The sequence below is a fragment of the Bacillus sp. FSL M7-0791 genome (assembly GCF_038627085.1).
Taxonomy (GTDB): Bacteria; Bacillota; Bacilli; order Bacillales; family Bacillaceae; genus Bacillus; species Bacillus safensis.
This window is the reverse complement of sequence record NZ_CP152022.1, coordinates 1,575,551-1,591,302: the sequence shown is the minus strand read 5'-3', so window position 1 is coordinate 1,591,302 and position 15,752 is coordinate 1,575,551. Positions and strand designations below refer to the sequence as shown.

The following is a 15,752-nucleotide window of genomic DNA, read 5'->3' as shown; positions in this document are numbered from 1 at the left end:
TCCTTTCATAAACGATGAAAAAGGACAGACGATCATCGCCTATCCTTATTTCAACGTCTTATTCGTGATCTTTTGTGTTTAATTCAGCAATCAGGCTTTCAATTCGATTTCCGTAATCTACAGATTCGTCGAATTCAAAATGCAGTTCTGGTGTTTTGCGAAGTCTGATTCGATTGCCAATTTCAGAGCGGATGTACCCTTTAGCCTTTGCAAGACCTTTTAAGGTTTCCTCTCTTTTCTTCTCGTCGCCAAGAACAGAAATGTAGACTTTTGCAATTTGCAAATCACCGGATACTTCGACATCAGTTACAGTCAAAAAGCCGATTCTTGGATCTTTTAGCTTTCTGCCTAAGATGTCGCCCAATTCTTTTTTCATTTGCTCACCCACACGGGTTGCTCTCATACTCATGATCTTATCACCTCTAATTAAAACCACTCAGTTTTCGTGATCGTTCGTTCAATTTCAGGAAAAGAATCGATAAAGCTTAATACACGCTGAAGCTCCTTTTCCACTTGAACCCGAGATGAGGAAATCACGGCGATCCCGATTGATGTACGCTGCCATGTATCCTGGTAATCCATTTCAGCAATGGTTACATTGAATTTATGACGCGTTCTTGTCAATATTCGCTGAAGAACCGCACGTTTTTCCTTCAGTGAGGATGCATCATAGATCATGCACTCACATTCGGTATAACCGATCATTTTCTTTCGATTTCTTGCATAACGAATGATTCCATGACATCACCTTCACGGATATCATTGTATTTCTTAATGGTAATACCACATTCATAGCCTTGTGAAACTTCTTTCACATCATCTTTAAATCGTTTTAACACGTCAACTTCGCCTTCAAAAATAACGACGCCGTCACGGATTAAGCGGATTCCGCTATCTCTTGTAATCGTTCCTTCAGTTACATAGCCGCCAGCAATTGTACCGATTTTAGATACTTTGAACGTTTGACGAACTTCAACTTGACCGATGACTTTTTCTTCATATTCAGGGTCAAGCATTCCTTTCATCGCAGCTTCAATTTCATCGATGACTTTATAGATAATGCGGTGCAAGCGGATATCAACGTTCTCAGTCTCAGCTGTGCTCTTCGCATTTCCATCAGGACGTACGTTAAAGCCAATCACGATGGCATTAGAAGCACTTGCTAAAATGATGTCTGATTCTGTAATCGCTCCAACACCCGTATGGATGATTTTCACTTTTACGCCTTCGACTTCAATTTTTTGAAGAGCTGCTGTTAATGCTTCAGCAGAGCCTTGTACGTCTGCTTTCACGATCAAGTTGATATCTTTTACGTCACCTTGTTTGATTTGCTCAAATAGGTCGTCTAGAGATAATTTTGCTTTATCTGAACGCTGTTCGTCCAGCTGTTTAGAAGCACGCGCCTCACCGACTTGACGAGCTGTTTTTTCATCTTTGAATACGAGGAACTGATCCCCTGCATTCGGTACATCGTTTAAACCAGTGATTTCAACAGGTGTAGATGGTCCTGCTGTTTTCACGCGGCGGCCGATGTCATTGACCATTGCACGTACACGGCCAAATGTATTTCCGACAACGATTGGGTCACCTACATGAAGTGTACCTGTTTGAACAAGAAGGGTTGCAACAGAACCTCTTCCTTTATCAAGCTCAGCCTCGATGACAGTCCCTTTTGCCGCACGATTAGGGTTGGCTTTCAGTTCTGCTACTTCGCTGACAAGAAGGATCATTTCGATCAATTCGTCAATGCCTTCACCTGTTTTCGCAGATAGTGGAACGAAAATGGTTTCGCCGCCCCAAGCTTCTGGTACAAGACCATGCTCAGTTAATTCCTGCATCACGCGGTCAGGATTCGCTGTTGGTTTGTCAATTTTGTTAACAGCGACAATGATTGGCACTTCTGCCGCTTTCGCATGGTTAATCGCTTCAATTGTTTGAGGCATGACACCATCATCTGCTGCAACGACTAGAATTGTCGTATCCGTTACTTCGGCACCACGTGCACGCATCGTTGTAAATGCTGCGTGTCCAGGTGTATCAAGGAACGTAATTTTTTTGCCGTTTTCTTCAATTTGGTATGCACCGATATGCTGCGTGATTCCACCTGCTTCGCCTTCGACGACTTTTGTCTTACGAATGCTGTCAAGAAGAGTTGTTTTCCCGTGGTCAACGTGTCCCATGATCGTTACAACTGGAGGGCGTACTTGCATATCTTCTTCTTTATCTTCAACTTCATACTTTTCAAGTTCAGTTTCTTCTAAAATAATGACTTCCTCTACTGGAACACCATATTCAGAAGCGATTAATTCAACTGTATCTTTATCAAGTTCTTGGTTGATCGTTGCCATGACACCAAGCATCATCAGCTTTTTGATGATTTCAGCTGTTTCTTTTCCAAGCTCATCAGCCAGCTGGCCGACGGTCATTGAATTTGTAAATTCAATTTTTTCAGGAAGCTCTTTTTTAGGCTTCACAGGTCTAGCTTGCTGATGCTGCGGTTTGTTATTTCCACCGCGTTTATTTTTGTTTTTATTTTGGTTGTTGTTTTTTTTGTTTTTATTAAATTGATTATTCTGCACGTCATTCTTCTTTCTATCATTGTTTTTGTTAGATGATTGTTTTTTTTGTTCTGCGGGTTTCTCGTTAGCTGTCTCTTTTGCTTTGGCTTTTTTATAGATAGCGTCTAGCTTTTTCACAGTGTCGTCTTCAAGCGTCGCCATGTGGTTGTTCACTTCCACGTTCATATCCTTAAGCGCTGCTATAATATCTTTACTTGAAACATCTATGGCTTTTGCGTATTCATATACTCTCACTTTAGCCATTCGTTCACCCCCAAATAAATTAATCGAGCAAGCTTATGAGCTTCTTAGCGAAGCCTTGGTCAGTGACAGCGACAACTACGCGAGCTTCTTTCCCAATAGAACGTCCGAGAACGGAACGGTCTTCAACTTTTCTAACCGGAACATTATAAAATTTGCATTTGTCAGATACCTTTTTCTCTGTGTTAGTTGAGGCATCTGCTGCAAGAAGAACCAGCTTAGCACGCGCATGTCTAATTTCTTTGATCACCAGATCTTCTCCTGACACGACTTTACGAGCTCGATTTGCTAGACCAAGCAAAGGATACCATTCAGATTCATTCATTAGGTTTTTTCACCTTTTCAGCTAGTTCTAGTAATTCTTCAAATATGTGTTCGTCAATCTGTGTCTGAAATTGCTGCTGTAAACTGCGTTTGTTCTTTGCCGCAAGAATGGTTTCTTTATCGAGAGAAAGGTAAGCTCCGCGTCCGTTCATTTTTCCAGTAGCGTCAACAGACACTTCTCCTTCTTTAGAACGAACAACACGGATCAGTTCTTTCTTTGGTTTCATTTCTCCCGTCACGACGCATTTTCTAAGCGGGATTTTTTTTCGGCTTTTCACCTTTAATATCACCTCTTATTCGTCAGATTCCTCAGCTACTGGTTCAGCCTCTAAGAAAAGAGATTCAGAGTCTTCAGTTCTTGGGAAAATACCGAGTTCCCTTGCATCTGTTTCGCTTTTAATGTCGATTTTCCAGCTGGTCAGCTTCGCTGCAAGGCGGGCATTTTGACCTCTTTTACCAATCGCTAATGACAGCTGATAATCAGGGACAATGACTGTTGTCGCCTTGTCTTCTTCATTCACAATGACATCAAGTACTTTTGATGGACTGAGCGCATTGGCAACAAATTCAACCGGATCATTAGACCAATGGACAATGTCAATTTTTTCGCCTTTTAGCTCATTGACAATTGCTTGTACACGCTGGCCTTTTGGTCCAACACAGGAACCAACTGGATCAACATCAGGATCATCTGTACGAACAGATATTTTAGAACGGTCCCCAGCTTCTCTAGCAACCGATTTAAGCTCTACAGTACCATCATAAATTTCTGGTACTTCAATTTCAAATAAACGCTTTAAAAGACCTGGATGTGTTCTAGACACATAAATTTGTGGTCCTTTTGTTGTTTTTTCTACTTTTGTAATGAACACTTTAATGCGGTCATGTGGTTTGTATTCTTCATTTGGCATTTGTTCATTGACAGGAAGAAGGGCTTCGATTTTGCCAAGTGACACGTAAATAAATTTACTGTCAATCCGCTGAACGATTCCCGTCATAATGTCTTCCTCGCGGTCGATGAACTCAGTGTAGATCACACCACGCTCTGCTTCTCTCACTCGCTGCGTCACAACTTGTTTCGCTGTCTGAGCTGCAATGCGTCCGAAGTCTTTTGGTGTGACTTCAATTTCAACGACGTCACCAACCATGTAATTCGGGTTAATATTGGCTGCATCATCTACAGAGATTTCAAGGCGAGAATCATACACTTCATCTACAACATCTTTTCTTGCGAACACACGAATTGTTCCCGTTTCGCGGTTTAAATCAACACGAACATTTTGTGCTTGATTAAAATTACGCTTATATGCAGAAATGAGTGCAGCTTCTATCGCTTCAATGATAATTTCTTTACTAATACCCTTCTCTTTCTCAAGAACAGTCAGGGCATCTAACAACTCACTACTCATTTTTATGGTTCCCCCTTATATCAATGAAAAGGTTAATTGAACGAAACTGCTAATCTTGCGTTAGCTATTTTTTCGTATGGAATATTGATCTCTTTCTTTCTTGTCTTGATCTTCACTGTCACTGTTGCAATCTCACCATCAAAGCTTGTAAGCTCACCTTCAAATGCTTTTTCACCATCAATTGGTTCATATGTTTTCATGAAAACATTTTTTCCAAGTGCTTTTTCAAAATCAGCTTTTTTCTTTAATGGGCGCTCCGCTCCAGGAGAGGACACTTCAAGAAAGTAGTTTTGGCTAATCGGATCTGCCTCATCAAGCTTTTCGCTCAAGGCTTCGCTCACTTTGGCACACTCTTCGATATCGACACCTTTATCAGAGTCAATAAACACGCGAAGGAACCAGTTTTGACCCTCTTTGACAAATTCAACATCAACGAGTTCAAGCTGTAAGCCATCTAAAATTGGCTGCACCATTTCGCTTACGACATCCACTACTTTTTTGCTCATTCTCTTCCTCCTTGTGCTTTCGATAAACGCTCTTATCAATCATTCTGCATAAAAACCCTGCTTTATGTGAGCAGGGGGAGCAGAAAACGGATGAATAATGTCGAGACAAAAATTGCCTGTTCAATACAAAAGAGCGGGTTTCCCCACTCTTGTCTCGGTAATCGTTAGCATTTCCATAAAAACTATACCATATCCAATTTTTTTATGCAAATGAAGTTCCTCCTTATAATAATAGGTACTTGCTCAACGATTACTGCAGCATGTTCAGTACCATTAATGCCTCTCTCTTCCTTTATATATAAACGGAAAGCCACTCTGAACAAAACGGGCTGGTAATAATGCACCTGAATGCAATGAGCGAAGAACAGAGCCCCCTATGAAAGAAAGTAACATCTACACTAAGCAATCTCTGTTTCCAAAAAACATTTTGTATGACACAGTATGGTTATTTATATAGAAGCAAAGAGTGTTTCAGTAAACAGCCATCACTTTCAAATTTTTCAAACCCCCTAATGGATAAGTACTTTAACGTTAAAGAAATAAGCACTTTGCCTTTGCTCACTCACTTCAGAGAACCGCGTTCTAATTTTTAGGGAATAGCAATGTAAAAATCATTCATATTGAACTCCCCGAAGAACAGGCGGAGACTGAACGGATAACCTTCATATTATACATAGAGAAAGAACCATGTTTATATGGAATGAATTTATCCAGACTGTTTAATCAGCCATGCATGTAAAAGTAAAGGTGTCTTCTGTGCTGAATTGCTATATTCATCTGGAACTTGCCTTAACGTTTGTTGTAAATTTTCATTTCCTATTAACGATAAAAATTCCATACTAAATGGGCTAAATCCTCCAATTATAGAAGTACCAATCTTATACATCATATCTTTTCTAGTTTTGGTCATATAGGTGAGTAACTGCTCGAACTCAGATAATGTCAATGAGGCGTGATATTGATCATATAAATACAGTTCTTCTTCTTTGTTCTGAACTGAACTCAATCCACTTTCTATACTATCTCGATTTAAATCAACTATATAAATAATCGATTCATTTGATAAGTAAGGAAGTAACTGTTCTAATAATGCTAAAGGATCTTCAAATAGCCCAAAACACAGATGTATTAAAATCGCATCATAACTTTTCGCATGTGATGAAAAATTTTTGATATCTGTACAAATAAAATGAGCTTTTATATTCAATTGATTTGCACAGTGTATGGCTTCTTCAGATGAATCAATTCCAGTCAAATCAGCTAGAGGTAATTGCTTAGATAAATACTCAAGCATCTGCCCTTGTCCACATCCTATATCTAAAATAGAGGCAGGGTTTTTTTTGAATGTTAGTTGATAATAAGAAATAAAAGTTTCAGCTGATAGACATCGAGTAAATGGCGTTTCTCGATTATCATAATTTGAACTTATTTTTCTTTTTTCTGGATCCAAAAACCATGACTGCGCCAGAGCTCTTTTTCCTTTAAGCTCTTTTATCTTTTCTTGTATTGTCACAGGGTTTACCACCTTTATAAAAGTCTCACCAATCAGTTTCAGATAATACGGGAGGTTTCGTTTTGAAGTTCTTTATTTTGAGAGGTTGAAAAAAATGAATGAACAGATTATGTGAAATATGAAATGCTATCGCTGCTAGAATACCAAATGTTAAGTATGAAATAACAGTGATTAATGTAAAAAGCGACATATAAGCAATAGACTTAACACCGCCTATTGGTATATGCAGTAAGATAAATCCTATTGAACTGATACAGATCGATACCGCTACAGACTCCACAGAATTTGTTAGTAATAATAACGGAAGAAAGAACCGCCAAATCAATTCTTCTGATAGAGCCGTTAATGGAAGAAAAATGATTGAATCAACATTGACAACATATCTGCCTCTAAATGCAACAACTTTGTTTTTTAATTTCCATAGAAATGACGGTAATAGGACACCTAATAAAAAGAAGAATAAAACACCATACACATTTTTATTATTAGAAATTTCAACTAAGAGCTCTTGAGAAAATGCTCCACAGCATATAGAAGCTCCGATAATCGTGAATCCATCATAGCTCCTCTGAGGAGTGATATATGTTATTAACTTTCGATCGGATATTGGTTTATCTCTCTTGATTTTGATCACCATTTTAGAGCTTAAGGGACCCAAAAAGTGAATGAGGATCCCTAAAGCTGCTACCATTGAAATCATCTATTTAAGTACCCGCAATCAATGTATAAATTGGGGCATCATCTACTCCATTAAATCCACCGATCAGTTCCATTAACTCATCATCGATAAACCCTCCGAATGGTCGGCTATTAATCTTCTGTGCAGTAGATAGCAAAATCATATTTTGCATGACATGTCCTGCCTCCATAAAAACGAAGCGATAAGAACGATGTCCATACTTAAATCGAGAACGCCAAAAATTAGCTGAAATGACTACAGCAAATGCAAAATCTTGAACGGATTCTTCTTGTAACATTATTTTCTCAAATTCTTTTTCAGAGTAATCACCCATTTTAGTCAATCCTTTTCTATACGGATCGAAATGATAAATACCTTTGTCTAAAGAATCCACTTTATTGGCTACAATAAATAGATCTAGAGGATAAAGTGCCCCGCCAGATGGTATAGGGCGTCTAGGTCCTTCTTTACGCTCTACCAATCCATAACTCTTCTGTAAAACTGTTGAGAGTTGTTCTAATGAAACACTCCCCCCGCTAAAATAATCTGCACTTCTTCGTTCCTTAATGACATCATCTAAAGTTATATTTGTATTTAATGGTTTAGGCAGTAAAATTAAAGGTAGGTCATCAAATCTTTTACTTGCATGTGTAGCAATCTTTTGCAAAGTTTGAGATCGTAGCAGCCCTGCAACACCAGGTGCGTCCCATGCCATTGAACCCCTATAGATTTTTGTTGCCTCAAACCAATTTTCAGAAGGATCATCAAACCGTAATGCTTCGTTTCCATACACAACATCAGCCAAATTAGTAGCATGTCTTTCAATACTATTCATATATTTAATCACCTTTCTACGATATTAAGGAAATGGATGTGGAATTGGATTCAGTTCTTCTAACTTAAAAGGTTTATCTACTAAACCTAAATGATAAGAATGTTTTAAAATTCGTTCTCCGCCCAACATTCTACCTCTATAAAGAACGTCAATCGGTTTATATCCAGGAATAATTGATTTTACGACATAGGCACCAGCATCTTTTATATCAGGGCTGGTTAAATCAAAAGTTGCCACATGATATCCTTGTTTTGATAAATGACTGACAAGGTTAGTCCATAAAATGTCTGGAGAACGATCATCAAACGGTGTATAGTCTTTAACGTCCACTAATTTCTCACTCGCTGTTAAAAAATCAGCTTCTTTCACAATAGCTGTTCCCGCATAGAGTTTAATATGATCTTCAAAACTGTTAATATCTCGATGATAATCTACATCCACTAAGGCGTTCCCTAATCGTTGTTCTGTTTTTACCCAAGTTCTTGTATACATTCCCTCTATTGCAGCTTTCTCACATGCTCTTTCAATTGAATGAGCAGAGGCCGCGCCAATAGCAAATGGAGCTAAATCTGTATGAGGATTTCTTATCACTGCCAAAATAGTAGGAACACCAGAAAAAGAGCTCATGTCTACTAAATGCAAATCAAGAGAAGTAGGTTTAATATATCTTTCATAGAAGTGTTTTAATCTAGGTGAGGTATTAATATCGATCTGCGGTAAACTTAACTTATTGTACCAAGTAAGCATAAATGCATCTCTTTCAATTGTTTCAAATAAACCTGAGATTGCCGCTTCTTGATATGTAATACCACAAGCTAGTCCATTACTAGTTGCATGACCAATATTGGGGTCTCCTGGCCACTCAGTATAGTTGGCAATATGAATTAATTGAGCAGGCGTCCAAACTTCTTCATTATTTTCAGCAATATGACCTTTTCTCCACCATAATTTTGTATCTTCATTCCACCTATCATGAGGAAAATTCGGGTCTTCATATTGAGTGACAGCATACATCTCCCACTTATCAAAGCCAATTACTGATTTGCCTTCATTGATTAAGTCCTTTTGAGTACCAAAACATACAACATCAGAGTTTAAAGGTAAATAAGCGGCACTATATCTTTCCACCGTTTCACCTATAGCTGCTAATCTGGCTGCAGCTGGATTAGCAGATCCTCCCCCATTATATGAATTAGATGGTATTCCAAATAAAATATTGCTGTCTGTACCATGCGCTCCATATGAATGACCCCATATATCATCAACGTCTCTGAGTTTTCTATACTCTCTACGGACTATCCCAACATAAGGATCTGCCAATTGGTCGAGTATTTCCCATGACTCTTCTAACGTTGTCCATTTATTAGCCATAATTAATTATTCACCTCACCATGAAACCAAACTTGAGGAAAACCTGTATCTGCAGCTGGGGAACACTTTGGGCATCTAGGAACTCGATAAACACGATGATGATTACATGAGACACCTTTATCATCTAAATTAATTGTTGTAAATCCACCTGGTGTTGCACTTGGTGCGTAATCTTTTAGTGTGAGCCATTCTAAAATTAAATTACTTGCAATTCCGATTTGAACTAAATTAATCGGCATATGATAAACCGGTTTCTTTTCAGGATTTATAGGTTTTATTTTCATTAAGTCTGATCGCAATACTTCGTCAGAAAAATTTGCTGATTTTCGAAGGTTATAGCAATGTAAACAAGCTGATTGATGTGGCAAGAAAAATGGACCTACCCAAGATGTCTGTCCATCATATGGCACAATGCTTAACCAAGGGACATGGTCTTCTAATGCCAGATCATTTATTTCTTCAAAAATCGGATCTAAATGAGAGTTGCCAATAGCAACCCTGATATCTGGCTGCTTATTTAATTCTCCTTTAAGCACTACTTGTAGCCCTGCCGCTTGCAAATGACGAATGAATTCAGCAGCAACTGGGTTATGATCTCGCGTAATAACTTCAACAATCCCTGTTTTTAAACGATCTAGTATATCTTCAACCAATACTTGTCCACCGGCTCTTTCATAAGAAAAAAGCGCAGTTAAATCAAAGGTCATATCCGTCTTAACACACATTCCGTTCGCAACTAAAAATTCGAGGACATGTTTTAATTGATCACTCTCTACTTCGAAATTCTCCTCCAGCTCTTTAATGGAAACCCCATTATCTTCCGTAAGATAATTAGAAATTTCTTGAATAAATTCAATAATTCCGTCACCTTCAATTTTGGTGACAGTTTGCGCTTTTAAACCAATCAAACTGTCTTCTAGTTTACCTAGCGTAATGTGTGGTGCTAATTTATACCTCGTCATTTCTTGATCTTTGACAAACATATATTATTCCTCCTTTAAGAATAATTAATTTGTATTTTAGATAATTGTGCCTGATTTGGGGGGTGACCAATTATTTGTTCCAGCGTGTTCGTAAATGGCTGTAAATGTTTTGAAGAAGAAGCTTCTTGAAATTCGGCTAACCATTCTAATACGTCTAAAGGCATATTGTTCTGGGACAAAATTGATATGACCTCTTCTTTACTTTTACAATACAATTCAATTTTCATGTTTAAATCCTCTTCAAATATATCCTTCAGCCTACTCATACTTACTAACTCTGGTCCTGTTAAATCATATGCCTTTCCAGCGCGATTCCTAACATCCTGTTTAGGGATCAAACATGCCTTTACAACATCTTTTGTATTGATCCAATTAACTCCCTCGGGAGAAAATGCAGTTATTAATTTACCAGTAGCACCTGCCCATCCTCTATAAAGTTCTATATTAATATCAAGCGGTGAAGTCCTATAAAGTATGCTATTCTGATAGATTTTCAATAATTCACTTTCAAGAGAACCTAGTTCATCCTCTACAGTATGCCTTCTATTAGATAAAATAATCGTTTCCGTTTGAAAATCAGTATTATTTATAAAGTATTCTTTGTCATAACTAACAGCCCCGCCCAAATCAATTATTTGAACAGGATAGTCTTCATACTCAACTTTCATCTTCTCTAAATAGGCTTTTATTGGTTCTCTAATCCCGACATAATGAATACTCATAAAGATCCCCTCCCTCTTTTCTCTTTCTTGATTATCAGTGAATGGTGAAAATCTAAATTAATCAAACTTATAATAGAAATAGTAATCTTCTATTTGAGTTCTTCATAACATAGTAACCTCAACTTTTTTCATACATTTAATTAACTTAATATCTAAATACCCAAAATATTTGATCCAAATTAACACCAACCTTTAATCCAAAAATAACATAAAGACCATATAAAACCTTAAAATACATTAAATTTTAAATATAGTATTATTTTCCATAGTCATATTAAACCACATTTTTCCGGTGGTATCAACGGACTTTTCAGAAAATATAAAACTTTCACACTCGGATATTGACAAATAAAGACTTATGAACCATCATATGTAATATATCAACTACATATCTATGTTGATAAATTTTAACTAAGGAGGTCTAAAGATGACTAAAATTACAATCCCAACTGCTTTGGCTGCTAAGGTACATGGGGAAGGTCAACATTTATTCGAACCAATGGCTGCGCGCTGCACTTGCACAACAATCATCTCAAGTTCTTCAACTTTCTAATCAACTTTAGTTTTTTCGACATATCATTGAAAAGATCGCTCGCCCACCTAGCGAAGCAGACTTAGCTAGGTGGGTGGGCATTTTTTATTTGAAAATAAAGTTTCCACATTTATTTTGCTTAACGAAAACCTTGCATCCATATCATGTTAATGGGACAGCAAGAGATAGTGAATAAAACAAAAAAAGGCTATTGAGATTTTTCTCAATAGCCCCCACTGTATTAAATATCGATTACTTCCACACCGCTTAAATCTGCCCCTTCTCCTTCTAAAATATGATAAGTCATTTTATCCATTGTCACTCCAATAAAGTTTAATTTTTTAATCGTACATGATTTAAAATTAACATTGATTAATTTAGAATTCTCAAAAGAAATGTTTTTAAAATAACAATTTTCAAATAAAACATTTATTAAAGATGATTCATCAATACTAATGTTGGGTAAATGACAGCCATATAAGGATGAATTCGTTATCTCACAATGTTCAAAATGAGATTGAGTCAAATCACTCTTTTCAAAGGTAGATGAGGAAATTTCAGAATGGCTAATATTAACTTTTCTCAGATAGCACCCATTAAAATCTAAATGGCTCATTACTTTTTGTACAATCGATAGCCCCTTAAAATCGCATAACTTATATTTAACATTTATAAACGTTAACCAATCTAAATCAGCATTAACAAATATTTTTTTCACATGCTCTACGCGGTTATGTTCATCAATTACTAATGTATGATTATCAATGCTTATTTCGCCTGATTTAAGCTTTTCAATAAGCATATCCTGAACCTCTGCATCTTTTAATCCATCATTTTCGAGTTTTAATTTAACATTTCCAAGCAGCTCTAATAATTCTTTTTTCTTTTCTTCATATGTTTTGTCTTTTTTATATGGCCGAAAACAACTTTCAACATACAGTTCTAACTCTTCACTTAACATTGACTCACTCCTTTTTTCAGACAGCATACATGCATTGATTTTGCGGTGCATAACATTTAGCTGAAATTTTTAGAGACTAGCCTCTTGCTCGCTTTATATATTTTTTATAGCCAACCAACGAAAGAATAAACCCTAACAGTGTATAGCCTATAAGGACTGCTGTTACTAAGATCAAATTCTCTCCCCCTGGTAGTGTTGATACTGATTGCACTAAGCCTTGATGTGCCCAATATTGCGGGAAGAGCATACCAATTATTTTGAGATAACTAGGTAATTGATCAAATGGAGTCCATAAACCACAAGCAACTGCTGTCCCTAAAGCAATCATGTTTGTCATCACTAGGCCTGTATTCTCAGTTTTAGCAAATGCGGCGATGGCAACTCCCCATGAAGTCACTTGCATTGATAATAGGACAACTACTAAGAAATACGAGCTGTATTGTGTTATTTCAATACCATATAAATAAACCCCTAAAATGGTTAACAACAAAACTTGAAATAAGATAATGATAAAAAATGGAACGCACTTTCCAAGAAAAAAATGATGCGGCTGTAAAGGAGTACTTGCTAGCCTTGCCACAATTCCTTTCTCACGATCTTTTACAAAACTAATGACAATTGAAATAATGACAAATGTGGAGAAAAACACGCTCATCCCTGTCACTGATTGAGAAGCAACTAATGTTTTTTGTGCTTGAGAACTACCTGATGTAAATAATTCTATTAAAAGAATAATTGAAGCAACTGGTAATAAAATGGTCCAGAACAACAATGATCGATCTTTCACCTGTTTTATAGATTCGATGCGGACTAATGGCCACATAAACATCACTCCCGTTATATTCATTTGATTCCCTTCTATATAACTCTTAAATAATCACATTTTTTATTTATTTTACCATTTGTGGATGTGACGAATTAGAATTAGTCACATAATGTTGACTAATTACGTATGATTTTAAATCTACGGTACACACAAATTAATTCTGTTCGTTAGATTTATGCTCTTTCTACATTAGTTACTCTTTTAAGTTATTTTGATTTACGAGAGTGCTTTTCATTCATAAAGACATTTTATTGTAATTGATCACGTAAATCTGTTCCTGTTAATTGAAAAAAGACATCTTCAAGTCTCGGTCTGTACAAAGATAATTGTTGGGGAACCAATGATTCCTTTTTACTCAGTTTAGCCAAATCTTCTAAAGTATCTAATGGTTTTGTAGTTTTAACTAACACTCCACCTTGATGAGTAACAAAATCATACCCGAGACTAGTTAATGTTTTATTAGGAATCATAGATTCAAAAAAGACAGATGTTTCTGCGTAACGATTCAAAAGCTCATCTATTTTGCCTTCTTCAACAATATTCCCTTTATCAATGAAAGCCACATAATCACATAAACTCTCTATTTCCTCCATATAATGACTAACATAGATAATAGTTCTTCCCTCTTCCTTCAATTTGTTAATGATGTCGAAAATATAACGTCTTGATTGAGGATCTACCCCCACTGTCGGTTCATCTAAAAGAATTAACTTAGGAGCATGCATGAGAGCGCAGCCAATATTCAAACGACGTTTCATTCCTCCTGAAAAGCTTTCAACTATATCATTTGCTCTTTCCCACAATCCTACATCTTTTAGTGTTTTTTCTACTCTTTCTTCTAATGTTTTCCCTTTCAAACCATAAATTTGTCCAAAAAACTCCATATTTACTTTAGCTGTTAATTTTTCCTCTAAGCTGATGTCTTGCGGGATGTAGCCGAGCGCACTCTTAGACTCACCAACATGCTCAACTCTGCCTTCATAAGATTTAATGATGTGAGATATAATTTTCATCAAGGTTGATTTACCAGAACCATTTGGACCTATTAATCCATAACAAACTCCTTCTGGAATCGTTAATGTAATACTTTTTAACGCTTGGGTAGTCCCGTATTTTTTACTGACGCTTTCTATTTTCAACATTCGGCACCCTTTCCTTCCATGTCATTTATTTTTTAAAATGGCTTCAATAACACTCAAATATTCTTTGTAGGCGTGCTCTCCTAAATCTGTTATACTAACGATTGTTTTTGGTTTTTTATCCACAAATGTCTTTGTAATTAGCACATAGCCTGCATCCTCTAATTTTTTTAAATGCGAGCCCAAATTACCGTCTGTTACAGATAAAGAGGCTTTTAAGAAGCTAAAATCACATTTTTCATAAATCATTAATAAACTCATAATCCCTAACCGAACTTTTGGATGGATTAAATCATTTAAACTATTGACATTACTCATTTCCTTGTCCTTTTCTTTTTAAAATCACACCAGTTAATAACAAACTTCCTCCACCAATAAAAGCGAAGATAATGTTCATTAAACTAGGAAATAATAAAAATGTAGTTACACCTAAAACACTTAGCCAGAACCCCATAATAAAGATCTCTTTAGCCAGAACAATACCTAAGAGTAAATACATGATAGAAACCAATAAAACAACATAAAAGGGTAAATTATTTAATGTATATGGTAATAAACCAACACATATTAAAAAAATAAAGATACCTAAAATAATTCCAATACCAAGCCATGTGTATTGTAATTGAGTTCTTAAAAACAAGGGCATTGGTATCATTTTCTTTTGTTTAAAATATGTAGTTAAAGTGATAACCCAGCCCGCAATGCCTAAAATAAGCCAAAAGACACCTGCAGTTATTGAATGAGCAAAAAGTAAAGGTATTGAATATCCCATTATCCAAATGAGGCCCCAAATGATAAAATAAATACTGGTTTGTTTACAATACTCTGTTTTATAATTTGTAATCGTCTTGATATGAGATAAATTCTCTAATATTTCTGAATTATTGAATTTTTCATTAGACATAAATAAACTCCTCTTCCACAAAGAACTCTGTACTACAGAGTATAGAATGAAATTTCCATTTAGTCAAGTTATTGGAAATACCTTTTTTATGAATTAAAATAAAAAATAGATATAACCACCTCCTTCCTAACAAATCTCCAAATACCTTCTGCTTCTTGATCGTTTCTGAAAACCTTATTCAATGATTGGTCTCATAACCGCTTCATATTTTAAGAAATTTAAATATAGA

The 15,752-nt window shown here is 36.2% G+C and carries 19 protein-coding genes; 1 reads left to right on the top strand and 18 read right to left on the bottom strand.

Going from position 1 to position 15,752, the window contains the following annotated elements:
* Nucleotides 1-58: 58 nt before the first annotated feature.
* From rbfA to MHI08_RS08015, 13 genes are all read right to left on the bottom strand, one after another.
* A complete protein-coding gene (rbfA, locus tag MHI08_RS08075; RefSeq protein ID WP_007499525.1) occupies nucleotides 59-409 on the bottom strand; it encodes a 30S ribosome-binding factor RbfA in 351 nt (116 codons plus the stop codon).
* A 17-nt stretch (nucleotides 410-426) separates the two neighbouring features.
* Nucleotides 427-705 (bottom strand): DUF503 domain-containing protein, encoded by a 279-nt coding sequence (locus MHI08_RS08070; protein ID WP_024424137.1) that lies wholly within the window; start codon nucleotides 703-705, stop codon nucleotides 427-429.
* On the bottom strand, nucleotides 702-2,822 hold the full coding sequence (gene infB, locus MHI08_RS08065) for a translation initiation factor IF-2 (protein WP_025092597.1): 2,121 nt from the start codon (nucleotides 2,820-2,822) through the stop codon (nucleotides 702-704). The genes MHI08_RS08070 and infB overlap by 4 nt, the downstream gene beginning before the upstream one ends.
* Nucleotides 2,823-2,841: 19 nt before the next feature.
* Complete coding sequence (locus MHI08_RS08060) at nucleotides 2,842-3,144, bottom strand: YlxQ family RNA-binding protein (protein WP_342500143.1); 303 nt, start codon at nucleotides 3,142-3,144, stop codon at nucleotides 2,842-2,844.
* On the bottom strand, nucleotides 3,137-3,421 hold the full coding sequence (locus MHI08_RS08055) for a YlxR family protein (protein WP_024424139.1): 285 nt from the start codon (nucleotides 3,419-3,421) through the stop codon (nucleotides 3,137-3,139). The genes MHI08_RS08060 and MHI08_RS08055 overlap by 8 nt, the downstream gene beginning before the upstream one ends.
* 15 nt (nucleotides 3,422-3,436) lie before the next feature.
* On the bottom strand, nucleotides 3,437-4,552 hold the full coding sequence (nusA, locus tag MHI08_RS08050) for a transcription termination factor NusA (protein WP_024424140.1): 1,116 nt from the start codon (nucleotides 4,550-4,552) through the stop codon (nucleotides 3,437-3,439).
* A gap of 32 nt (nucleotides 4,553-4,584) precedes the next feature.
* The gene (gene rimP, locus MHI08_RS08045) at nucleotides 4,585-5,058 is read right to left on the bottom strand and encodes a ribosome maturation factor RimP (protein WP_003211398.1); all 474 of its coding nucleotides are present in this window, start codon (nucleotides 5,056-5,058) and stop codon (nucleotides 4,585-4,587) included.
* Between the two features lie 706 nt (nucleotides 5,059-5,764).
* On the bottom strand, nucleotides 5,765-6,571 hold the full coding sequence (locus MHI08_RS08040) for a class I SAM-dependent methyltransferase (protein ID WP_342500142.1): 807 nt from the start codon (nucleotides 6,569-6,571) through the stop codon (nucleotides 5,765-5,767).
* A 25-nt stretch (nucleotides 6,572-6,596) separates the two neighbouring features.
* Entirely contained in the window at nucleotides 6,597-7,262 is a 666-nt protein-coding gene (locus tag MHI08_RS08035; RefSeq protein WP_342500141.1) for a CPBP family intramembrane glutamic endopeptidase, read from the bottom strand.
* 13 nt (nucleotides 7,263-7,275) lie between these two features.
* On the bottom strand, nucleotides 7,276-8,085 hold the full coding sequence (locus tag MHI08_RS08030) for a SagB/ThcOx family dehydrogenase (protein WP_111927386.1): 810 nt from the start codon (nucleotides 8,083-8,085) through the stop codon (nucleotides 7,276-7,278).
* A gap of 24 nt (nucleotides 8,086-8,109) precedes the next feature.
* Nucleotides 8,110-9,456, bottom strand: a complete 1,347-nt coding sequence (locus MHI08_RS08025) for a YcaO-like family protein (protein ID WP_342500140.1) — start codon at nucleotides 9,454-9,456, stop codon at nucleotides 8,110-8,112.
* A gap of 2 nt (nucleotides 9,457-9,458) precedes the next feature.
* On the bottom strand, nucleotides 9,459-10,439 hold the full coding sequence (locus MHI08_RS08020; protein ID WP_342500139.1) for a TOMM precursor leader peptide-binding protein: 981 nt from the start codon (nucleotides 10,437-10,439) through the stop codon (nucleotides 9,459-9,461).
* 14 nt (nucleotides 10,440-10,453) lie between these two features.
* On the bottom strand, nucleotides 10,454-11,161 hold the full coding sequence (locus MHI08_RS08015) for a hypothetical protein (protein ID WP_234107809.1): 708 nt from the start codon (nucleotides 11,159-11,161) through the stop codon (nucleotides 10,454-10,456).
* Nucleotides 11,162-11,588: 427 nt separating this feature from the next.
* Between MHI08_RS08015 and MHI08_RS08010 the strand changes: the two genes are divergently transcribed.
* Nucleotides 11,589-11,714, top strand: a complete 126-nt coding sequence (locus MHI08_RS08010) for a plantazolicin family TOMM peptide (protein ID WP_080701195.1) — start codon at nucleotides 11,589-11,591, stop codon at nucleotides 11,712-11,714.
* A gap of 220 nt (nucleotides 11,715-11,934) precedes the next feature.
* Here the strand turns inward: MHI08_RS08010 and MHI08_RS08005 are convergent, their stop codons facing one another.
* The 5 genes from MHI08_RS08005 to MHI08_RS07985 all read right to left on the bottom strand — a co-directional run bounded on the left by MHI08_RS08005 (nucleotide 11,935) and on the right by MHI08_RS07985 (nucleotide 15,523).
* A complete protein-coding gene (locus MHI08_RS08005; RefSeq protein ID WP_342500138.1) occupies nucleotides 11,935-12,654 on the bottom strand; it encodes a pentapeptide repeat-containing protein in 720 nt (239 codons plus the stop codon).
* Nucleotides 12,655-12,730: 76 nt separating this feature from the next.
* Nucleotides 12,731-13,477, bottom strand: a complete 747-nt coding sequence (locus tag MHI08_RS08000) for an ABC transporter permease (protein ID WP_024427002.1) — start codon at nucleotides 13,475-13,477, stop codon at nucleotides 12,731-12,733.
* A 251-nt stretch (nucleotides 13,478-13,728) separates the two neighbouring features.
* Entirely contained in the window at nucleotides 13,729-14,622 is an 894-nt protein-coding gene (locus MHI08_RS07995) for an ABC transporter ATP-binding protein (protein WP_198456709.1), read from the bottom strand.
* A gap of 21 nt (nucleotides 14,623-14,643) precedes the next feature.
* Nucleotides 14,644-14,937: a transcriptional regulator gene (locus tag MHI08_RS07990; RefSeq protein WP_056766457.1), complete on the bottom strand. Its 294-nt coding sequence runs from the start codon at nucleotides 14,935-14,937 to the stop codon at nucleotides 14,644-14,646.
* Complete coding sequence (locus MHI08_RS07985; protein WP_024426999.1) at nucleotides 14,930-15,523, bottom strand: hypothetical protein; 594 nt, start codon at nucleotides 15,521-15,523, stop codon at nucleotides 14,930-14,932. Before MHI08_RS07985 ends, MHI08_RS07990 begins: the two co-directional genes overlap by 8 nt.
* Nucleotides 15,524-15,752: the final 229 nt, after the last annotated feature.